The following is a 19,367-nucleotide window of genomic DNA, read 5'->3' on the forward strand; positions in this document are numbered from 1 at the left end:
CGTTCAGCGCTGTCCCTTCGACGCGAGGATGAACCGGATTTCATCCGGATTTTCACCATCGGCAGCCGACGCAAGGGGTGCCGCGGGTCATTTCCAGACTTTACAAGGCGACCGGTCCCTGACCTGCGGCCTTCGCCTTTCGATGATTTAACCGGATTGTCAAAACAATCAGGCATAAAGTCGCCCGCGCCGGAGTGTGCATGCAGGGAGGGCGACATCATGAGCGATCATCAAATTCCACCGCAGGACGGTGACGAGTCCGCGGAGCCGACCTCCCCATCAGCCGAACAGGATGCTGCCGATCACGAGGATGCTGGCGGGCCGCTGGCGTCCAAGCGTCAACCCTGCGCCATCAGCGGCAAGCGCCGGCCGAAGCGCGACCTGATCGCACTGGACGCATTGCGCCCCAGCCTGGCCGACCGCATCCGCCACGACCACCCGCATCTGGAGCCGGACGCGCAGATCAGCCGGCAGGAACTGGCGCGCTACCGCTCGCTCTATGTCGCCGAGCTGCTGAAGGAGGAGCATGGCGAACTCAGCGAGCTGGACCGCGAGGTCGCCGAAAGCCTCGCCCGGCACGAGACGCTGGCCGAGAACCCGGAGGAGGAATATGACGACCACCGCACACTGGGCGAACGGCTGTCGGACGGGCTGGCCAGCTTCGGCGGCAGTTGGGCCTTCCTGATCTCCTTCGCTTTCTTCCTCGGCGTGTGGATGCTCATCAACATCATCGAAGGCGATGCCAGGGCCTTCGATCCCTATCCCTTCATCCTGCTGAACCTGCTGCTGTCCTGCCTGGCCGCCATCCAGGCGCCGGTCATCATGATGAGCCAGAAGCGGCAGGAGGCGAAGGACCGGCTGCGCTCGGAAAACGACTATCGCGTCAACCTGAAGGCCGAACTGGAAATCCGGCACCTGCACGAGAAGATGGACTATCTCATCCAGCGCCAGTGGCAGCGGCTGACCGAGATTCAACAGCTGCAGCTGGAAATCATGCAGGAAAAGCGCCTGCGCAGATAGCCAGGACCAGGAGAAACGGCCGCCGCGTCAGCGCTTGCGGCGGCCATCCAGCTCAAGCATGCCGCGCAGTGCGGCAATGGTCTTGCTGAGCGGCGTCGGCTCGCCGGCGGGCTTGCCGGGCTGGGCCTTCTCCGATGGAACATCCGGCGGCAGCACACCGGCCGGCTGCGCATTTTGCGGCCGCCCGGCGTCTGGCGCGGCCGATCCGCTGCGGGCCGGGCGCGGCTTGCCGGTACGGGGTTTCGGTTGGGACGGCAAGGGCGGGGACGGCGGCGGGTCCGGCTTCACCTCGTCCTCGATCAGCCCACGCAGGGCCTTCATCGCCTCTTCGATTTCGCGCTCCTGGGCGGAGCGGCGGCCGGCCGGCGCCGGTTCGGGATCCGGTTCAGCCGCTCTGGAAACGGCCGGCTCCGGCAACGGCTCGGGATCGTCCCAACCGCCGGTCGGATCCTCATCCTTACGGTGAGCGGATTTGTCGGCCGGCTGGCCGGCGTTGCCCAATCCCTCGCGCGGTGGCGCGTCCTCCTCCTCCGGGTCGGTCGCCGCATCCTCGATCATCGAGCGCAGGGCAGCGAGGGTCCGGTCGAATCCCTCCTCGTCCTCCGGCGGCGTCGGGCGCTGGGCACGGCGTTCAGCGCGGTGCTGGTCGAAATCGAGCGGCTCGGCAGCCGGTGGCGGGACAGGAGTGGCCGTGCGGGAGACGGATCCCCGCTTTTCCGGGTCGCGGATGGCGAAGGACAGGATCTCCTCCTCCGACGGTTCCTCGCCGTCGGACTCGCCGGCATCGACGTCATCCTCCTGCCCTCCGGTCTCCGCCACCCAGCCGTCGTCCTCCTCGTCCGCCCAGTCGTCCTCGAAATCCCTGCGCACCAGAACCTTGTGCGAGAAGACAGGCGGTTCGTTCCGGCCCGGCTCTTCGCCAGCAGGTTCATCGACGGATGGATGTTCGGCAAAGCTCGTGGTGTTGCGGGCATGGAAAGCCGGCGGACCTCCGTCGCGACCCTCTTCCCGTTCGTCGTCCGGATCGTCATCCGAGCCGTAGGCCTGCGCCAGCAGCTGGCGCATCGCCGTCAGCGTTTCGTCGCCATCGTCAGGGGCACCATCGTCCGGATCGCCGCCGTCCGGATCGCCCTCTTCGGGACCGCCATCTTCGGGACCGCCGATGCCACGGCTGTGCTCTCGGGTGGTGTCCGGTCGCCCATCGTTGGCGGGAGTCCTGGCATCGCTTGCAGGGGGCTCGTCATCCCACTCGTCATCCGGCGCGCCGCGACCGAGACGGGCCGCCATGTCGGCGAGCGAGACCGGCTCCCACAGCGGAGCGACCCCTTCATCCCCCGGACCATCGGCCACAAGGTCGGAGAGCGGAAGGTCCGACAGGGGCCTTGCGCGAACAGGAGCGGGGGAAGGGGGAGGGGGAGGTGCAGCGGCAGGCTCCCTGTCGGCCATCCTGTCCGGGGCACCATCTCCTCGCAGCGAGGCCAGCAGTCCGTTCAGCGCCGCCAGCGGCGCATCGAAGGAAGGCCCGTCATCGCTGGCGGCCGGGCCGGCGACCTGCGGAACCTCCAGGATCGGACGGCTTTCGATGTCGCGGGAGTCACAGCGCGAACAGCGGTAATGCGGCGCGATCGAGAGAACCGGGTAGTTGGGACCGAAGCGCCGCTCCAGCACGGCACGGGGCAACACGCCGCCATGCCCGCAGGCGCGGCAGCGCAGTTGCACATCGGCGTCGATGTCGCGGAGGAACAGCATACGGGCCATGCCGCACAGTATAGCGGCGGTGGCGCGGCTTTCCCATTCGTTTCAAGCCGCAATCCGTCGCCGCAGGCGGCGTACCGCAGCAATGACAGGATTGCCAGCCGGATCGGCGGACAGGATAAGGGCGGCGGATGCCCGGTCGACCGGTGTCGAACCGGGCGTCGCCTGGGGGACGGTCACACCGCGCGGGTGACGGTCAGGCCCTGTTCGGACAGGCTGTCGAAGATGTCCTTGAACTTCCGCAGGTAACGGGTGCGGTAGGCGTCGAAATCGGCAGCGATGGCCGCCTCGGCATTCTGGGACTTCTTGAATTCGGACACGCGATGGGCATTTTCGGCGCGATACAGGGCGAAAGCGCCCTTCGTCACCAGATCGCTGCCGACCGGGTCTGCGTTGTTCGGTTTGTCGCTGTTCATCAATCCATGTCCAGATGGCCATGTCCAGGTGGAGTGGACATCCGGCCATCGGAGCCGGATGACCAACTGACGCTGCGATACAACCCCATGGCCATATCAGGTCGTTGCAGCCACTGGAAAAAGCCTACGCCCGCTTTTCCACAGCTGCAATGTTGCGACGCACCATCAAGCCACCACCCCACGCAGGGCCGCCATGCGATCACGGTCGACCCGGATGCGGTCCAGATGCTGCGCGATCACCGCGGTGATGGGCAGGGGAAGCTCCTTCGCCATCGCTTCGTCATAGCGGCGCAGGCATTCGCTTTCGCCGCGCTCGACCTCGGTGATGATGGCGGCGCGGTCATGGCCGAGCACGGCGGACTTCAGTTCCAGGAAGAAGCGGTGGGCTCCCCCCAGCATGGTGCCGCCCATGTCGGGCGCCCCTCCCTGTTCGGCGACCAGCCGCTGGATCTCGCGCACGATGGCCCCGCGCTGGGCGGCGAGATCGTTGAACAGAGCCTTCAGATCCTCGTCTTCGGCGGATTCGGCAGCCTGCCGGTAGCCTTCGTGGCTGTCCTCGACGATGCGGATCAGCTCGTTCAGCGTATCGACGATCTCGTCCTTTTCCATGGCGGCAGGTCCTCCCATGCGTCCCCTACGCTGCCACAACCCGGCCGCAGGACCGAATGTTCCCACCAGCCACCAGGAGCACTCCGGGAGCGACAGGGCGGGCGTTTGGAGCAGGAGATGTTATGCCGCCACCCCGGACGCCGCCTGCGGAAGAAACGGACGGCTGCGCCCCGTCCCGGCCCGCCACAGGCTGGTAATCGGCGAAAGACCAAAGGAATGATCTGTAAAGGTCGGAAGATAATCGAGCAGAAATGCCGTCATGGAACGCCTTCGCACGAAGAACATGCTGCAGTGCAGCGAAGGCGGCGGACGCTAGTCCCGGTCGGTTAACCAGATATGAACACCGATGTGACCGGAAGCAGACCAAAAGACGACAAGCGGATGTCCTCCGACAGTTTGGCAACGCAATCATGTGAAGCGCACCACGGTATCCGGTGATTATTGTGTGTCCACCGCCTACCGGACCTGTGATCGAAATGGTTTTGAAGATTTGGACCGGCAGAAGCCCGGCGATTTCGGGTTGGAACCTGTCCATCCTTGCCGTTGGCATTGGCGGCCGTAGACGGCATTCTCGCCCCGTTATGTCGGCATCGTTATCGAATGCATCGGTATCGAGGCGGGCTGGACCGGGATCGGGGGATCATCGGCGATCTGGGCAAATGCGAACTGGGGGAACCACCATGGCGCTGTATGGACGGCATCCCGCCTCATTGGGCTGGGAACCGAAGCCGAAGTCGAACAAGACCGGCGCAACGCGCGCGCAAGGTGGCCGCGCCACCCGCCACGGCCCGCTCTGCTGTTCCTGCGGACGGCCGATCCGCGCCGGTGACCCGCATTGGGCCGGTCATGGCGACCGGAACCCTTGGCATTATGGCTGTGCCGAGCGCGCCGGCCTTACATGGTCATGGGCGGGCCGTCCGGCCGCACCGCCGCTTCCGGCGGCGGAGATGGACTGAGCGCACCGGCAGCGATCCTGGCCTGCGCCTCTTCGCGCCCGCGCCGGTAGGCCTCACGTTCAGCCTCCAGAATGGCGTCGGCCAAGCGCCGTTCAAACTCACGCTCCACGAGGGCGGAGAACAGGTCGATGCGGAAGCGGGCCTGCAGGGAGCGGCTCAGCCTGCGGGCTCTTTCGATCGGCGGCATGGAGTTCCCCTTCTCGCTGACGGACAATGCCGTCCAGCTTCGAGGATCGCAGCCCATCACCGCAATTGCCCCATCGGAGAAGCGCCAACGCAAAAGAGAGCGCCCGTCCGCATCCATCGCTGCGAACCGCTCATCTTCGGACGTTAAAATTTCAAGTGGGACAGCGGCGCGAAGCCGAATGCCATGCACCAGCCATGGCGTTTGGAGCGGGTGAAGGGAATCGAACCCTCGTCGTAAGCTTGGGAAGCTTCTGCTCTACCATTGAGCTACACCCGCGCGCCCGCTGTTTATAGGCGACTGCCGTGGCGGATACAAGAGCGGAATCAAGCACTCCCGGGAGCGGCCCCGGGAGTGGCATCGACGACCGTCTGCGCGGGCTTGGCGGCAACGGCAACAGGAGCAGCCGCAACCTCGGCAGCCATCGCGGGCGCAGCGGGGCGGCCGGAAATGGCACGGGCGACACCGTCGGTGATCACGCGCTTACAATGCTCGGCCAGCGCCTTGCGGCTGCTGAAGCCGTCGATGGTCACCGGTGGATGGAACTCGACCTCCACCGTCATTCCGCCAAGGCGGAAGACCTGCCACAGGTGCGGGGCCAGGTCCATGTCGCCGTACCAGGCATAGAAGGGGCGGAAGGCGAACCCCATCGGGATACCGTCCAGCCGGGTGGCAGCGACGCTGACCGGCTGGACCGTCAGCGGACGGCCGTCGATGCGGCGGGCGGCGACGGCGAACAGGGCGGTCTTGAAGGGCAGGGTGCGGTTGCCGTCGCTGGAGGTGCCCTCCGGAAACAGGATCAGGCTGTCGCCGGCATCGAGGCGGCTGCCGATGTCGTCGCGCTGCTTGTCGACCGACGTGCGCGCCTTTCGCTCCACGAACACCGTGCGCTGGAGCCGGGCCAGCAGGCCGAAGAAGGGCCAGCTCCCGACCTCCGACTTGGCGACGAAGGAGCCGGGGATCTTCGAGCCCAGGACGATGATGTCCAGGTAGGAGGAATGGTTGGACACGAATAGCACCGGGCCGTCCGGCACCCGCTGGCCGCGCACCACCACATCCAGACCTATCAGCCGGGCACAGACCCGGTGATAGAAGGCCGGCAAGCTGCGGCACAGCCGCCAGTCGCGGGCGACCGCCAGGGCCTGCAGCGGGATCAGCAGCAGGGTCCACAGCAGATAGATCGTCAGGCGCAGGGCGCCGCGGCCGGATGAGCCCAGGGCGCGGGCGGTGCGGGTCATGATCGCCTCAGCCGGCTTGGCTGTCGCGGCTGCGACGTTCGTAATGCTTGGCGTACTTGTCGGTGATCAGATCGGACTTCACCACGATGCAGACATCGGTGGTGTTGAACTGGTGGTCAATCACGGCGCCATCGCCGATGAAACCGCCCAGCCGCAGATAGCCCTTGATCAGCGGCGGCAGGATGTTCAGCGCCCGCCGCGGATCGATGCGGTCCTTCGGCATGCGGTCCAGCGACACGAAACGCTCCGGCAGCGCCGTCGCCCGCAGATCCGGCGGGGCCAGATGATGATGGTAGAGGTAGGACAGCGGCTCCGCCAACGCATCCGGGTCGGTGCCGGGCAGGCTGGCACAGCCGAACATCAGGGCGATGTCATGCTGGAACACATAGGCGGCAATGCCCTGCCACAGCAGCTGCATGCTGCCGCGCGACCGATAGCCGGCATCTACGCAGGACCGCCCCAGCTCCAGCACCTCGCCCGGATAGCTGGCGAGACGGCTGATGTCGTATTCGTCGCTGGAATAGAAGCGGCCGACCTTCTCGGCGGCGGGACGGCGGATCAGGCGGTAGGTTCCCACCACCATGTCCGGACCGTTGCCGCGAGCATGGTCGATGACCAGCAGATGGTCGGCAACACCGTCGTAATCGTCGAAATCGCGGCCCTGGGCCTGCATTTCGGGGGAGGGAACCGCCGCCATCTCCTCATAGAAGACGCGGTAGCGCAGAGCCTGCGCCCAATCGATCTCCGCCGCGGACCGGGCAAGCCGAACCTCAAGGGTGCCCAGGCGAATGCCGTCCGTCAACTTTTCACCACCGATACCAAGTGCGTCAGGTGCGGACGCCTCGCGCCGCTCCGGGCTCGTCCGGGTCATGCCCGGCTGGTCCAAGCTTGCATCAGCCATGTCGACGGTCCGCTGCGATGGTTCGGGACTATGCGCCGCGCCCACCTGCCGCCGCCAGGCCACGGCGGCCAGGTCGGGACGACAGAGTCGCACGCACCACAAGGCATAACACGACCCGCCGGTTGCCGGTCAACCGACATCGTAGGCGGCATGGTGCACGCCGTCAGCCGCCACCCTCCCCGTGCCAGCGCAAGGATGCCGACCACAGCGAAGGCGGAATGGACTGGGAGGGAAGGGGGAGAGATGGAAAGGGAACAAAGCAGGCAAGGGCGGAGGCGCCGTTACGACGCCGATCCGCCCTGCGGGAAACCCATTCCTCAGGCGCCGCGGCGGGCGCGGGTGCCGAGACCGATCTGCTTGGCAAGCGAGCTGCGCTGACGGGCGTAGTTCGGGGCGACCATCGGGTAGTCGGCCGGCAGGCTCCAGCGGTCACGGTATTCTTCTGGAGTCATATTGTACGCCGTCTTGAGATGGCGCTTCAGCATCTTCAGCTTCTTACCGTCTTCCAGGCAGACAATATAGTCCGGGGTGACCGACTTCTTGATCGGCACGGCAGGCTGGGGCCGCTCCTCCGCCACCACCGGTTCGGTGCCGACGTTGGCCAGCGACTTGTAGACCTGCTCGATCAGGGTCGGAAGATCGGTCAGTGCGACTGTATTGTTGGAGACATGCGCCGCCACGATCTCCGTGGTCAGAGACAACAGCGCGTTGGAAGGGGACCCGTTGCTCATGTAAGCTTGCTCCGCGGCATTCGTACCTCACCATATAAAGAGGTTTTCTGCGTCGTGCAATATCCATCCTTTGGAACAAAGAGGAATCGGTGACCGAAAAAATCTCCGCAGACTTGTTTCTCGACATCACCTCGCAGGTTTGTCCGTTAACCTTCGTCAAGACCAAGTTGATGGTGGAGCGGATGGACGCGGGGCAGACCCTCGAAGTCCGGCTGAATGCCGGCGAACCCTTGGAAAATGTTCCGCGATCCTTGATCGAGTTGGGTCACAGCATTCTGTCTGTGCACCCCGAACGAATGGAGGAGCCTGGTGGAGTCCACCGCCTGATCGTGCAGAAAAATTAACCCCTATGCCCCGTCAAGATTGCGGCGCAGAACAAGCGCCGCGACCCGTCCGTCCGGTCGTTTGTAGTATCCGGGCCGGCGCCCGACGGAAAAAAAGCCGCTTGCCTTGTATAGACTCGAAGCTGCTGGATTATCCTCGGCGACCTCAAGAAACAGCGCAGTCGCTCCCAGGTTCTGTGACACAGTGACGGCGGCTTCGACCAGCAAGCGGCCGATGCCGCCGCGACGCACCCGCGGCAGCACGCCAATGGCGAGGATCTCCGCATCCTCCGCCGCGACGCGGGCCATGACGAAGCCGAGCGGCTGGTCCTGCGCGTCGAGGGCGATGACGGCAAAACCGGCCGGCGGGGTGGTCAGGGTGGCAACCGACGCCTCGTCCCAGGGATCCTCGGGAAAACAGGCCTGCTGCAGGGCCGCGACCACCCCGGCCTCCAGCGGACCGGCGGGGTGGAGGCGGGCGGCGGCGGTCATGCGCCGGCTCCAGGCCCAGTTCCCGGACCGGCAGCCGGCTTGGCGCCGGCGGTCTTCGGCAGGGTGACGTCGGGTGGGCGCAGATAGAAGGGGTCGGCCGGCAGGCCGGTGGGACGGGCGGCCCCCAACGCGGCCACCACGGCGGCATCCGGCAACCCGTCGCCGGACGCCACGGCCAGATCGGCACGCCCGGCCAGCAGCGGGGCCAGCGCCGCCGCCGCGTCGCCGGCCAGCAGCAGCGGCCCGGCCGGGTACAGCGCGCCGAGCCAGCCGGGAATGGCCGACGGGTCGGGCATCGCCGGTTCGCCGACCGGGACCAGCGCCGCATCGTAAAGCTGAAGGAACGGCTCGGCCCGCCGGCTGTCGACGACGACCAACAGGAAGCGGCCGGCACGCTCGCCGGCCGGCACGCCATGGGCGATGGCGTCGAAGCTGGTGATGCCGACCACCGGCAGTCCCCGGGCCACCGCGATGCCGCGCGCGGCGGCCAGGGCGATGCGCAGGCCGGTGAAGGCGCCCGGTCCGACGGTGACGGCGATGCGGTCGAGATCGGCGAAACCGACACCGGCAGCGGCCAGCGCCTCCTGGGCCAGCGGCACCAGGACTTCGGCCTGGCCCCGCGCCATCGGCGGGCTGCGCCGGACGGTCACACGCGCGCTATCAGGTCCGTCGGCCCGATCGGCCGCTCCCTCCCACACCGCCGCCGAACAGCCGGACGTCGCCGTATCCAGACCCAGAACCTTCATCACTCCACCTTCCTTGCCGCGACCTTCCGCCTACGGCCGATTGGTAATACGCAGGCCCGCCGTCCCTGGATTACCGGGCCGGCGCCCTTTTTCGGCGGCCGGTCCGGCCAGCGCCGGCATGGCAGATCCGCGACCATGGCAGATGACGCGGCGGCCATGCTAGAGGTCGTTTGTCTTCCTCATACGCCGACGGTTGCCCATTTCATGCTGACCGAGATCGCGCCTCCGGCCTTCGACATCGAGCTGGAGCTTCTTTACGCCACCGCCGACAATCTGTCGGGCGTTCCGATCTACCGCTCGGCGGTGTGCCTGCTTCATCCCGACGCGGCCCGCCGGCTTGGCGACGCCATCAGGCTGGCCCGCGGCATCGGCTGCCGGCTGCGGGTGTACGATGCCTTCCGCCCGGCCGAGGCGCAATGGAGGCTTTGGCACGCCTTTTCCGATCCGACCTACATCGCCGACCCGCGGCTTGGGTCCAACCACACCCGCGGCGTGGCGATCGACCTGACGCTGGTGGATGCCGCCGGCTTGGCCCTGGACATGGGCACCGGGTTCGACGCGATGACCGAGCGGTCGCACCACGGCCGCAGCGACCTGACCGCTGAACAGCAGCGCAACCGCGCCCTGCTGTTGGGCGTGATGGTCGGCGCCGGCTGGGAGCATTACCCGTCGGAATGGTGGCACTACCAGTTGCCGGATGCCGAACGCTACCCGCTGCTGACCGACGCGGCGGCCGGCGGCCGGCTGATGTGATGTAAGGAGGCCAGCGGCGACCGGCCGATGTTTAGGATGCCGGCCACGGCCGGCCGATGTTTAGGATGCCGGCCACGGCCGGCATGGGCCTCCATTGGGGCTTTTACCCTGTCCGCAGCGCTCCATTGTTGCACGCGCGCACCGCATCGCTGCCCTCCGCAGGAAAGCGGCGGACGGTGCTTGTTCGCACGCCGGAGATTGTGGCACACCATTTGCGTTGGGGCGGAGGTCGCCCCGATCAGCCTTTTCCCTAAGGGCGCCATGCCGTTCCGTCGTGCCGTCACGGTACTCGCCGCCGCTGCGCTGTCCGCCTGGACCGCGATCGTGCCGGTATCCCGGCCCGCCGCCGCCGAAGCCGCCTCTCCACCGGGTGCGAGTGCGGTGGTGTTCGCCTATGACCGCTTCGGCGAGGACCAGAATCCCTCGATCAGCATCCGCATCGACCAGTTCGAAGCCCATTTGGACGAGCTGACCGACGGCGACTACAACGTCCTGCCGTTGCCTAAAATCCTGGATGCCCTGCGTACCGGCAAGCCGCTGCCCGACCGCACGGTGGCGATCACCATCGACGAGGCCAGCCGCTCCGCCTTCACCGAAGCCTGGCCGCGCCTGAAGGCGGCCAATCTGCCCTTCACCCTGTTCGTCGCCACCGACCCGGTGGACCGCGGGTCTCCCGCCCACATGACCTGGGGCGAAATCCGCCAGCTGGCGGCTGCCGGCGTCACCATCGGGGCGCTCGGCACCTCGACCCAGTCGATGCTGGCGCGCAGCCCGGATCAGGTGGCTGCCGATCTGCGCCGGATGTCCGACCGCTTCCAGGCGGAGCTGGGGCGACGCCCGCAAATCCTCGCCTACCCCCAGGGTGAGTATTCGCTGGCGGTGCGGCAGCTGGTGATCGACCAGGGCTTCACCGCCGCCTTCGGCCAGCAGTCGGGAGTCCTGCACCCGCAGGCAGACCCCTGGAGCCTGCCGCGCTTCGTCATGAACGAGACCTACGGCAGCGCTGACCGGTTCGAGCTGGCGGCCAACGCGCTGCCGCTGCCGGTATCGGACCTGACCCCCGACGATCCGCTGGTCACCGTCAATCCGCCGCCGCTGGGCTTCACCATCGGCGACGGGGTGGGTGACAGTTCCAAGCTGGCCTGCTTCGCCACCGGCCAGGGCCGCACCGCGCTGGAGCGCATCGCCGAGGACCGGGTGGAGGTCCGCATCCGCGACCCGTTCCCGCCGGGCCGCGCCCGCGTCAACTGTACCTTGCCGGCCGCCGACGGCCGTTGGCGCTGGCTGGGCGTGCAGTTCCTGATCCCGGAATAGATCCGGAGCCGCCTGGCGGTGGCCGCGGTATTGCCGACCGCTTCAATCGGACATTGTCGGAACGACGGGCAACGCCTTATGGTGCCGGTCATTGCATGTCGATGGGCATGTCGATGGGCATGTGAAGGGGCATGCCAGTGCGAGGCGCGCGGCGATTTTCGGGAGCGGGCGATGGCCGACGAAACCTATTCAGCGAACGCACAGGGATCCGACATCGGCTGGGCCGATACGGTGCGCTTCAGGCTTCCGGCCGGTTGGGCGGTCGATGTGGAAGACCATGAGGGCCAGCCGGTGGGCACCTTCCGACCGCCGCCGCCGGCCGCCGGCGTCCTGCGGCTGGTGACCGACCGGGTGACGCCCCGGCCGGAGTCCGGCGGCACCGCCGCCACGCTGCAGGAGATGGCGTTGCGCTTCGTCCGGCCGCAGGATCAGCGGGCGGGCGACCGGACCGTGGAGAGCCGGTCAGACGGTGCCGTGATCGCGCAGGCAATGATGCGGACGCAAGAGGACGGCCGGGCCGAGACCCATTATCTGTGGCTTGTCGGCGCCGAGAGGCTGGATGGCGCCGGTGGTGCTGCCGGGCCGGTTGCCGCAGTCGCGATGTTCAGCTTCGCGCTGCCCGACCTGATGGATGGCGACGATTCCTGTGCCGAAATGTTGGGCCGGATCGACGACGCCATCCGCAACGCGGTGATCCTGTAAGGCAGAACGGCGTCCGCCTTCACACGTCGGAACACAATTTCCGGGACTTGCCGGTCAGCAGTGGCCGGCACCGGTGGCCATCATCGCCTTCAGCCGGACAGCCTGCGGATCATGGGCGACGGCCGCTTCTTCGGCGGCGAGGGAGGCGAGGCTGATGAAGCGCGCCAGATCGTCCAGATCGCACCGCGTCGCGTCGCTCATCAAGCTGTCCAGGCAGGACTTGATGGCCAGGGCCACATCGCGTCGTTCGTCCATCATCGCGCTTCCCTTTCACACCTGTGTGACCAGCATCGCCCGGGAACCGCATGCTCCGGTGGCGGCAACGGCCGTTTCGCCGGCCTGTCCCCCTTGCGGTCATCCCTGATGGACAAATCAGATAGCATATTCCTTTTGCGCTTTCACTAATTGATTCGCCGGACCATGAATAATGGCGTCAACCGCGAATTGATTGACCAGCTCTTTGCACGCCGATGCTTGTTAATGAAAGGTTAACTTCCTTCGCTAGTTCATGGCTGTTCGATTAATCACTTGTAACACCTGTGACGATTTGAATCATAGCCGCTGAATATCGGGATACTCGTCCTTTCCACCTTGAATACACGGGTATTCTATTTTGGGGAGCAGCGGGATTGCCGCCATGCGACAAAGGACGCCGCGGCATCGATTTTTCCCCCCTTTTGCGGGTCGAAAGCTTCGCCACCCTGTTGCAGGCCGAAACGGCTCCGCCTATATCTCCGCCAGCACGGGCCGGACCCGGGGGCATCGCTCTCAAGGCATCGCTCCTCCGCGGACCAGACCCCCAAGCGCTCCACCGACGTTTCACCGACCCAATGGGGATCGCGGCGGTGCCGGACCAGACGGGCCGCCACGCATCTGCCGAACGAAAGAGGCTGAACATGAGCAAAGTGATTGGTATCGACCTCGGCACCACGAACTCGTGCGTCGCCGTGATGGAAGGCGGCAGCGCCAAGGTGATCGAGAACGCCGAGGGCGCGCGGACGACGCCGTCCATGGTCGCCTTCAGCCAGGGCGGCGAGCGGCTGATCGGCCAGCCCGCCAAGCGCCAGGCGGTCACCAATCCGGAAAACACCCTCTTCGCCATCAAGCGTCTGATCGGCCGCCGCTTCGACGATCCGCTGACGAAGAAGGACCAGGGTCTGGTTCCCTACCGCATCATCTCCGGCGACAACGGCGACGCCTGGGTCGAGGCGCACTCCAAGAAGTACAGCCCCAGCCAGATCAGCGCCTTCATCCTCACCAAGATGAAGGAGACGGCCGAGAATTATCTGGGCGAGAAGGTCACGCAGGCGGTCATCACCGTCCCGGCCTACTTCAACGACAGCCAGCGCCAGGCCACCAAGGACGCCGGCAAGATCGCCGGGCTGGAAGTCCTGCGCATCATCAACGAGCCGACGGCCGCGGCGCTGGCCTACGGCATGGAGAAGAAGGGCTCCGGCACCGTCGCGGTCTATGACCTGGGCGGCGGCACCTTCGACATCTCCGTGCTGGAGATCGGCGACGGCGTGTTCGAGGTGAAGTCGACCAACGGCGACACCTTCCTGGGCGGCGAGGACTTCGACAGCCGGATCATCGAGTATCTCGCGGACGAGTTCAACAAGGAGCAGGGCATCGACCTGCGCAAGGACAAGCTCGCGCTGCAGCGCCTGAAGGAAGCTGCGGAGAAGGCGAAGATCGAGCTGTCGTCCACCACGCAGACCGAAGTCAACCTGCCCTTCATCACCGCCGACCAGACCGGTCCGAAGCACCTGAACATCAAGCTGACCCGCGCCAAGCTGGAAGCCCTGGTGGACGATCTGGTGCAGCGCACGATCGAGCCCTGCAAGGCGGCCCTGAAGGATGCCGGCCTGAAGGCCAGCGAGATCGACGAGGTGATCCTGGTCGGCGGCATGACCCGCATGCCCAAGGTCATCGACGCGGTGAAGCAGTTCTTCGGCCGTGAGCCGCACCGCGGCGTCAACCCGGACGAGGTGGTCGCCATCGGCGCCGCCATCCAGGGCGGCGTGCTGAAGGGCGAGGTCAAGGACGTCCTGCTGCTCGACGTCACCCCGCTGTCGCTGGGCATCGAGACGCTGGGCGGTGTCTTCACCCGTCTGATCGACCGCAACACCACGGTCCCGACGAAGAAGAGCCAGACCTTCTCGACCGCCGAGGACAACCAGAGCGCCGTCACCATCCGCGTCTTCCAGGGCGAGCGCGAGATGGCCGCCGACAACAAGATGCTGGGCCAGTTCGATCTGGTCGGCATCCCGTCGGCCCCGCGCGGCGTGCCGCAGATCGAGGTGACCTTCGACATCGACGCCAACGGCATCGTCAGCGTCACGGCGAAGGACAAGGCGACCGGCAAGGAGCAGCAGATCCGCATCCAGGCCTCGGGCGGCCTGTCGGACGCCGACATCCAGAAGATGGTGAAGGACGCGGAGGCCCATGCCGACGCCGACAAGAAGCGCCGTGAGCTGGTCGACGCCCGCAACCATGCCGACGCCCTGATCCACACCACCGAGCGGACCATCAAGGAGAACGGCGACAAGATCCCGGCCTCCGACAAGACCGCCGCGGAGGCTGCAGTCACCGAGCTGAAGTCGGTGCTGGACAGCGAGGATCTGGAGGGCATCAAGGCGAAGACCGAGGCCCTGGCCCAAGTGTCGATGAAGCTGGGCGAGGCGATGTACAAGGCCGGCCAGGGCGAGGCCCCGGCTGCGGGCGGCGAGGCGCCGGGCGCCCAGCCGAACGAGTCGGGCGTCGTCGACGCCGAATTCGAGGAGGTCCAGGACGACAAGAAGAAGTCGGCCTGAACCTCGTCTCCCAGGCCAGCTTCTTTTTGATACGGACCTGACGCGAGCATCGATGGCCCGCCGCCTTTCCCCGGCGGCGGGCCTTCGGTATGCTGGGGTCAGGCTCCGACGCGACGCGGACAGTTTGGACCAGAACGACTCAAAGGCGGTCGGCCCCCATGGCGAAACAGGATTATTACGAGCTGCTCGGTGTGGCGAAGAACGCCAGCGCGGATGAGCTGAAAAAGGCTTATCGCAAGATGGCGATGCAGTACCACCCGGACCGCAACCAGGGTGACAAGGACGCCGAGCAGAAGTTCAAGGAAATCAGCGAGGCGTATGACGTCCTGAAGGACGATCAGAAGCGCGCGGCCTACGACCGGTTCGGCCACGCCGCCTTCGAGGGTGGCCGTGGTCCGGGACCGGGTGCCGGGGCCGGCGGCTTCAATTTCGACTTCGGCGGCGGCGGCGGCTTCGCCGACATCTTCGACGAGATGTTCGGGGAGTTCATGGGCGGGCGCCGCGGCGGCGGCGGCGCGTCCGGCCGTGGCCAGGATCTCCGCTACAATCTGGAGATCGGGCTGGAGGACGCCTTCAAGGGCACCCAGACCACCATCCGCGTGCCGACCACCGTGCAGTGCGACAGCTGCAACGGCTCCGGCGCCGCGGCGGGGACCCAACCGATCACCTGCCCGACCTGCCAGGGTCACGGCAAGGTGCGGGCGCAGCAGGGCTTCTTCACCATCGAGCGGACCTGCCCCGGCTGCCACGGCGCCGGCAAGGTCATCAAGGACGCCTGCAAGAACTGCGGCGGCTCCGGCCGGCTGCGCAAGGAAAAGACCCTGCAGGTCAACATTCCCGCCGGTGTCGAGGACGGAACCCGCATCCGTCTGGCCGGCGAGGGCGAGGCCGGGCTGCGCGGGGCGCCGGCGGGCGACCTCTACATCTTCCTGGCCATCGGCCCGCACCCGATCTTCCAGCGCGAAGGCGCCAACATCCACTGCCGGGTACCGATCCCGATGACCACGGCGGCGCTGGGCGGTTCGGTGGAGGTGCCGACCATCGACGGCAGCCGCACCAAGGTGACGGTCCCCCCCGGCACCCAGTCGGGCCATCAGTTCCGCATCAAGGGCAAGGGCATGTCGGTGCTGCGCAGCGCCCAGCGCGGCGACATGTACATCCAGGCGGTGGTCGAGACGCCGGTGAACCTGACCAAGCGCCAGCAGGAACTTCTGCGCGAGTTCGAAGGTGCGGCCAAGGAGGGGTCGAATCCGCAGTCGGAGGGCTTCTTCGCCAAGGTGAAGGAGCTTTGGGAAGACCTGAAGGACTGAAGACTTTATTTTCGGGCGGCAATCGGCGGTCTGTCGAACGGGCGATGTGTTTGTGACGCATCGCCCGTTACTTTTTGTCGCACGCTGGGATCTTTCTGTGTTTTTCGGTGGGTCATAGGCCATTTCCACGCGAAAGCCATTGATAGGGCGTTCATGCGCGTGTAATCACCCTCCATGGCTAATCCATTGGCGACATGTCCGGCCGGTGCCGGGGGCGGGCTGCCGGATGCGGGTTGAGAGGCTCCTCACCGCGCTTTTCGACGCCTTCGTCCGTGGCGACGAACTGCCCGACCTGATCCTGCCGGCGTCCCACACGCCGATCCTGCAGCGTCGCCGCGCCGCAATGATCCAGTCGCGCGTGCGCATGGTGGCTCTGGTCTTCGGCATCCTGACGCCGCTGTGGATCGCCATCGACGTCACCGTGTTCGACTGGTCGCTGGCGGTCTGGCTGATCCTGCTGCGCCTGACCGCCAGCGCCGCTTTCCTGGCGCTCGCCTTCGACCGCCGGTCCTGCGAAGACATGGCCTGCGCCTGGGGGCGGCTGGCCGCGCTGCTGGCCGTACCGACGCTGTTCTTCGCCATCTCGCACCCGCTGCTCTACAACAGGGGGTCGACGACTTGCGCATCGCCGTCAGCGCCGGCTACGGCTATCTGCCCTTTGGGAAGGTGGCCGGAATCAGCGTCTTTCCGCTGACCGCGCTGGAAAGGGGCTCTTTTCGCCCCCCCGATGCTGGGCGCCCATCTGCCGCCGGGTTCTACGGGTCGCTGGTGATGCCCTTCCCCTCCTACATCAGCGCGCTGTGGCTGCTGGCGCTGATCGCGGTGGTGGCGACGCTGGCGGCGATCAGCCAGCTGCATTTCATGATCGCGCTGCTGGAACAGGCCGCGCACGACGCGCTGACCGGCGCCTTTTCCCGCCGGATCGGCGAGGAGCTGCTGAAGCTCCAGGTCGCCCATGCCGAACGCACGGGCCAGCCCCTGTCGGCAATCTTCGTCGACCTGGACGATTTCAAGGCCGTCAACGACCGCTTCGGGCATGAGGAGGGCGACCGGGTCATTCGCCATGCCGCCAACACCATCCGCAGCCTGCTGCGCCAGTCCGACGCGCTGGTCCGCTGGGGTGGGGAGGAGTTCCTGGTCGTCATGCCCGACACCGCGATGGACGGTGCGATGATCGCGGTGGAGCGGATGCGCCGGGCCGGCTTCGGCAAGCGGCCGGACGGCAGCCTGCAGACCGCCAGCATCGGCATCGCCGAACAGACGGCGGACCGTCCCGCCGATTGGGAATCTCTGGTGGAACTGGCCGACCAGCGCATGTACCGCGCCAAGCAGGACGGCAAGAACCGGGTGGTCACCAACGACAGCGTGGTCGACGAAACCGGCATCGGCGCCCGTCCGGACACCGGGGATGAGCCTTTGGACAGCATTGTCGCATGACGGCCGCTGAGGCCGCATCCCCGTGTGGCCAAGCCCGTTTCCGTTCCACCGCGATCCTCTCGCCGATCACAAGGCACCGCAATTCCGTCATGACCTTTTGGGAACAGGCTCCCGGACGCAGCGAGATTGCCTGAACCCCCGGTAATGCAGCTTAACGTCATGACCGGAAGGGCGTAATCTGCCTGCCAACGGACGATAGACGGGAGCAGCAGACAGAGCATGCACCCGCAGAAAGAACAGGACGATGTAACGCTCCAACGAGCCTACTATGCGCAAACGGCATCGCACTATGACTCGCTCCATGTCGACCTGCACGACGTTCACCATTTGGGGCTGTCGATCCTGAGCGGTTTAATCGATCAGACCGAAGCCATGAGCGTGCTGGACGAGGGGAGCGGCACGGGCCGGGCGTTGCGCTATCTTAAAATGCGTCACCCAGGGGTATCCGTTGTCGGCTTGGAGCCGGTGGCCGAAATGCGAGCCATTGGGCATCAGAACGGCCTGAGCCAGGACGAACTGAGGGAAGGGGACGCCACGGCCATCAGGGCGATGGATGCTTCATACGACATCGTCGCGGAGTTCGGAGCGCTGCATCATATCAGGAACAGCGAGAAAGCCGTTCAGGAAATGGTCCGCGTGGCGCGCCACGGTGTGTTCCTGTCCGACAGCAACAACTTCGGGCAAGGGAGGCCCGTGACACGGTTTGCGAAACAGGTGTTGAACGCGCTCAGACTTTGGCCGCTTGCCGATTACATCAAGACACGCGGAAAAGGATACACCCTGTCCGAAGATGACGGCCTTGCGTACAGCTACTCGGTTTTCAACAGCGTCGCCATCCTGCGGCAGAAATTCCCGCATGTCATGTTCTTTGGGCTTTCCGCATCCTCTGGAAATCTCTACCGGACTGCGTCGCATGTCGGCGTTTTCGCTCACCGCTAATCGGATCTCATCGTGTTTCAGATCCATGGGACAACGTCGGATCGTTCCGATGGCGGCAAGGCACTTGGCTCAGCGGCTCCCTTTTCACCGTATCACAGGGAACAGCAAATCCCTTACAGCCTTCCAGAACACAGCCCCGGCACTTATGGCTCCGTCAGCGGATACTCCCCCAACGCCTCATACACCGCCCCGCCGTTGCCGGGATGGCTGCGGTAGAGCGTGACGTGATCGACCGACATCGGCCCGGCCCGGAAGAGGCCGCGGTCGGACAGGAAGCGGCCGATGCGGTCGGTCGGCGCGTCCTTCAGACGGGCGAGCGTGATGTGGGGGGAGAATTTCCGCTCCTCCGCCGGCAGGCCGCAGCGGACGATTGCGGACTCGACCTTGGCCTGGAGATGGGCCAGCGCCTCGTTGCGCTCCACTCCCGCCCACAGCACCCGCGCCTTGCGGCCGGCGCCGAACACGCCGACGCCATCGAGGGTGAGCGGGAAGGCCGGCGCCCGCAGTTCCGCCAGCGCGGCGTCGATGTCCATCGCCTGATCCTCCGGCACCTCGCCGATGAAACGCAGGGTCAGGTGCATGGCGTCAGGGTCGGTCCAGCGCGCGCCGGGCACCCCGCCCGCCAGTCCGGCCAACCTCTGGCGAACCTCCTCGCTCAGGTCGAGGGCGACGAACAGGCGGAGCATGGGGCACCTCCGGGGTTGCTGCAACGCCCCGCCCCCTTTCGG

22 protein-coding genes and 1 tRNA gene are annotated in these 19,367 nt (G+C 66.3%); 10 read left to right on the forward strand and 13 right to left on the reverse strand.

The genetic code is table 11. The annotated features are described in order from the left end of the window. Window positions 1-219: 219 nt before the first annotated feature. Window positions 220-1,020, forward strand: a complete 801-nt coding sequence (locus tag I71_RS03305) for a DUF1003 domain-containing protein (RefSeq protein ID WP_042690537.1) — start codon at window positions 220-222, stop codon at window positions 1,018-1,020. 27 nt (window positions 1,021-1,047) lie between these two features. Here the strand turns inward: I71_RS03305 and I71_RS03310 are convergent, their stop codons facing one another. The 9 genes from I71_RS03310 to I71_RS03345 form a co-directional block, all read right to left on the reverse strand. Beyond that, window positions 1,048-2,769 (reverse strand): hypothetical protein, encoded by a 1,722-nt coding sequence (locus tag I71_RS03310; RefSeq protein ID WP_148294134.1) that lies wholly within the window; start codon window positions 2,767-2,769, stop codon window positions 1,048-1,050. A gap of 182 nt (window positions 2,770-2,951) precedes the next feature. Beyond that, complete coding sequence (locus tag I71_RS03315) at window positions 2,952-3,191, reverse strand: hypothetical protein (protein ID WP_042690546.1); 240 nt, start codon at window positions 3,189-3,191, stop codon at window positions 2,952-2,954. A gap of 165 nt (window positions 3,192-3,356) precedes the next feature. After that, on the reverse strand, window positions 3,357-3,800 hold the full coding sequence (locus I71_RS03320; protein WP_042690549.1) for a PA2169 family four-helix-bundle protein: 444 nt from the start codon (window positions 3,798-3,800) through the stop codon (window positions 3,357-3,359). A gap of 120 nt (window positions 3,801-3,920) precedes the next feature. Then, on the reverse strand, window positions 3,921-4,061 hold the full coding sequence (locus tag I71_RS38130; protein ID WP_159107339.1) for a hypothetical protein: 141 nt from the start codon (window positions 4,059-4,061) through the stop codon (window positions 3,921-3,923). Window positions 4,062-4,694: 633 nt separating this feature from the next. Next, on the reverse strand, window positions 4,695-4,943 hold the full coding sequence (locus I71_RS03325) for a hypothetical protein (protein ID WP_042690554.1): 249 nt from the start codon (window positions 4,941-4,943) through the stop codon (window positions 4,695-4,697). Window positions 4,944-5,145: 202 nt separating this feature from the next. Beyond that, window positions 5,146-5,219, reverse strand: a tRNA-Gly gene (locus tag I71_RS03330). A gap of 47 nt (window positions 5,220-5,266) precedes the next feature. After that, window positions 5,267-6,178 (reverse strand): 1-acyl-sn-glycerol-3-phosphate acyltransferase, encoded by a 912-nt coding sequence (locus I71_RS03335; RefSeq protein WP_042690557.1) that lies wholly within the window; start codon window positions 6,176-6,178, stop codon window positions 5,267-5,269. A gap of 7 nt (window positions 6,179-6,185) precedes the next feature. After that, window positions 6,186-7,079: a GNAT family N-acetyltransferase gene (locus I71_RS03340; RefSeq protein ID WP_085940672.1), complete on the reverse strand. Its 894-nt coding sequence runs from the start codon at window positions 7,077-7,079 to the stop codon at window positions 6,186-6,188. Window positions 7,080-7,396: 317 nt separating this feature from the next. Beyond that, window positions 7,397-7,810 carry a MucR family transcriptional regulator gene (locus I71_RS03345; protein ID WP_042690562.1) on the reverse strand — a complete coding sequence of 138 codons (414 nt, stop codon included), beginning with the start codon at window positions 7,808-7,810 and terminating at the stop codon, window positions 7,397-7,399. Window positions 7,811-7,899: 89 nt separating this feature from the next. On the opposite strand from I71_RS03345, the gene I71_RS03350 reads away from it, so the two are divergent. Next, a complete protein-coding gene (locus I71_RS03350) occupies window positions 7,900-8,154 on the forward strand; it encodes a sulfurtransferase TusA family protein (RefSeq protein WP_042690566.1) in 255 nt (84 codons plus the stop codon). A 3-nt stretch (window positions 8,155-8,157) separates the two neighbouring features. Here I71_RS03350 and I71_RS03355 read toward each other — a convergent pair whose 3' ends face one another. Further along, entirely contained in the window at window positions 8,158-8,625 is a 468-nt protein-coding gene (locus I71_RS03355) for a GNAT family N-acetyltransferase (RefSeq protein ID WP_042690569.1), read from the reverse strand. After that, window positions 8,622-9,371 (reverse strand): tRNA (adenosine(37)-N6)-threonylcarbamoyltransferase complex dimerization subunit type 1 TsaB, encoded by a 750-nt coding sequence (tsaB, locus tag I71_RS03360; protein ID WP_042690574.1) that lies wholly within the window; start codon window positions 9,369-9,371, stop codon window positions 8,622-8,624. Before tsaB ends, I71_RS03355 begins: the two co-directional genes overlap by 4 nt. 204 nt (window positions 9,372-9,575) lie before the next feature. On the opposite strand from tsaB, the gene ddpX reads away from it, so the two are divergent. The 3 genes from ddpX (at window position 9,576) to I71_RS03375 (ending at window position 12,140) form a co-directional block, all read left to right on the forward strand. Then, a complete protein-coding gene (ddpX, locus tag I71_RS03365) occupies window positions 9,576-10,124 on the forward strand; it encodes a D-alanyl-D-alanine dipeptidase (protein WP_042690578.1) in 549 nt (182 codons plus the stop codon). A 261-nt stretch (window positions 10,125-10,385) separates the two neighbouring features. After that, window positions 10,386-11,438: a polysaccharide deacetylase family protein gene (locus I71_RS03370; RefSeq protein ID WP_042690583.1), complete on the forward strand. Its 1,053-nt coding sequence runs from the start codon at window positions 10,386-10,388 to the stop codon at window positions 11,436-11,438. A gap of 171 nt (window positions 11,439-11,609) precedes the next feature. Next, on the forward strand, window positions 11,610-12,140 hold the full coding sequence (locus tag I71_RS03375; RefSeq protein WP_042690587.1) for a hypothetical protein: 531 nt from the start codon (window positions 11,610-11,612) through the stop codon (window positions 12,138-12,140). A 54-nt stretch (window positions 12,141-12,194) separates the two neighbouring features. Here the strand turns inward: I71_RS03375 and I71_RS03380 are convergent, their stop codons facing one another. Beyond that, window positions 12,195-12,398, reverse strand: a complete 204-nt coding sequence (locus I71_RS03380; protein ID WP_042690591.1) for a hypothetical protein — start codon at window positions 12,396-12,398, stop codon at window positions 12,195-12,197. Between the two features lie 638 nt (window positions 12,399-13,036). Here I71_RS03380 and dnaK point away from each other — a divergent pair. The 5 genes from dnaK (at window position 13,037) to I71_RS03400 (ending at window position 18,639) form a co-directional block, all read left to right on the forward strand. Beyond that, complete coding sequence (gene dnaK / locus I71_RS03385; protein WP_042690596.1) at window positions 13,037-14,953, forward strand: molecular chaperone DnaK; 1,917 nt, start codon at window positions 13,037-13,039, stop codon at window positions 14,951-14,953. Window positions 14,954-15,111: 158 nt separating this feature from the next. Further along, window positions 15,112-16,263, forward strand: a complete 1,152-nt coding sequence (gene dnaJ / locus I71_RS03390) for a molecular chaperone DnaJ (protein ID WP_042690599.1) — start codon at window positions 15,112-15,114, stop codon at window positions 16,261-16,263. Window positions 16,264-16,489: 226 nt separating this feature from the next. Then, window positions 16,490-16,957, forward strand: coding sequence for a hypothetical protein (locus tag I71_RS39415; RefSeq protein WP_244433606.1), 468 nt, complete (start codon window positions 16,490-16,492; stop codon window positions 16,955-16,957). After that, window positions 16,882-17,700 carry a GGDEF domain-containing protein gene (locus tag I71_RS03395; protein ID WP_244433607.1) on the forward strand — a complete coding sequence of 273 codons (819 nt, stop codon included), beginning with the start codon at window positions 16,882-16,884 and terminating at the stop codon, window positions 17,698-17,700. The genes I71_RS39415 and I71_RS03395 overlap by 76 nt, the downstream gene beginning before the upstream one ends. Before the next feature lie 219 nt (window positions 17,701-17,919). Then, complete coding sequence (locus I71_RS03400; protein WP_042690603.1) at window positions 17,920-18,639, forward strand: class I SAM-dependent methyltransferase; 720 nt, start codon at window positions 17,920-17,922, stop codon at window positions 18,637-18,639. A 143-nt stretch (window positions 18,640-18,782) separates the two neighbouring features. On the opposite strand, the gene thpR is transcribed toward I71_RS03400, so the two are convergent. Then, window positions 18,783-19,325, reverse strand: coding sequence for an RNA 2',3'-cyclic phosphodiesterase (gene thpR, locus I71_RS03405; protein ID WP_042690607.1), 543 nt, complete (start codon window positions 19,323-19,325; stop codon window positions 18,783-18,785). Window positions 19,326-19,367 lie beyond the last annotated feature (42 nt).

The organism is Azospirillum sp. B506 (genome assembly GCF_000333595.1).
GTDB lineage: Bacteria > Pseudomonadota > Alphaproteobacteria > Azospirillales > Azospirillaceae > Azospirillum.

Bases quoted from the DNA above. Each gene is read 5' to 3' on its own strand.
- I71_RS03305 (WP_042690537.1), top strand. From the start codon at position 220: ATGAGCGATCATCAAATTCCACCGCAGGACGGTGACGAGTCCGCGGAG.
- I71_RS03310 (WP_148294134.1), bottom strand. From the start codon at position 2,769: ATGCTGTTCCTCCGCGACATCGACGCCGATGTGCAACTGCGCTGCCGC.
- I71_RS03315 (WP_042690546.1), bottom strand. From the start codon at position 3,191: ATGAACAGCGACAAACCGAACAACGCAGACCCGGTCGGCAGCGATCTG.
- I71_RS03320 (WP_042690549.1), bottom strand. From the start codon at position 3,800: ATGGAAAAGGACGAGATCGTCGATACGCTGAACGAGCTGATCCGCATC.
- I71_RS38130 (WP_159107339.1), bottom strand. From the start codon at position 4,061: ATGACGGCATTTCTGCTCGATTATCTTCCGACCTTTACAGATCATTCC.
- I71_RS03325 (WP_042690554.1), bottom strand. From the start codon at position 4,943: ATGCCGCCGATCGAAAGAGCCCGCAGGCTGAGCCGCTCCCTGCAGGCC.
- I71_RS03335 (WP_042690557.1), bottom strand. From the start codon at position 6,178: ATGACCCGCACCGCCCGCGCCCTGGGCTCATCCGGCCGCGGCGCCCTG.
- I71_RS03340 (WP_085940672.1), bottom strand. From the start codon at position 7,079: ATGGCTGATGCAAGCTTGGACCAGCCGGGCATGACCCGGACGAGCCCG.
- I71_RS03345 (WP_042690562.1), bottom strand. From the start codon at position 7,810: ATGAGCAACGGGTCCCCTTCCAACGCGCTGTTGTCTCTGACCACGGAG.
- I71_RS03355 (WP_042690569.1), bottom strand. From the start codon at position 8,625: ATGACCGCCGCCGCCCGCCTCCACCCCGCCGGTCCGCTGGAGGCCGGG.
- tsaB (WP_042690574.1), bottom strand. From the start codon at position 9,371: ATGAAGGTTCTGGGTCTGGATACGGCGACGTCCGGCTGTTCGGCGGCG.
- ddpX (WP_042690578.1), top strand. From the start codon at position 9,576: ATGCTGACCGAGATCGCGCCTCCGGCCTTCGACATCGAGCTGGAGCTT.
- I71_RS03370 (WP_042690583.1), top strand. From the start codon at position 10,386: ATGCCGTTCCGTCGTGCCGTCACGGTACTCGCCGCCGCTGCGCTGTCC.
- I71_RS03375 (WP_042690587.1), top strand. From the start codon at position 11,610: ATGGCCGACGAAACCTATTCAGCGAACGCACAGGGATCCGACATCGGC.
- I71_RS03380 (WP_042690591.1), bottom strand. From the start codon at position 12,398: ATGATGGACGAACGACGCGATGTGGCCCTGGCCATCAAGTCCTGCCTG.
- dnaK (WP_042690596.1), top strand. From the start codon at position 13,037: ATGAGCAAAGTGATTGGTATCGACCTCGGCACCACGAACTCGTGCGTC.
- dnaJ (WP_042690599.1), top strand. From the start codon at position 15,112: ATGGCGAAACAGGATTATTACGAGCTGCTCGGTGTGGCGAAGAACGCC.
- I71_RS39415 (WP_244433606.1), top strand. From the start codon at position 16,490: ATGCGGGTTGAGAGGCTCCTCACCGCGCTTTTCGACGCCTTCGTCCGT.
- I71_RS03400 (WP_042690603.1), top strand. From the start codon at position 17,920: ATGCACCCGCAGAAAGAACAGGACGATGTAACGCTCCAACGAGCCTAC.
- thpR (WP_042690607.1), bottom strand. From the start codon at position 19,325: ATGCTCCGCCTGTTCGTCGCCCTCGACCTGAGCGAGGAGGTTCGCCAG.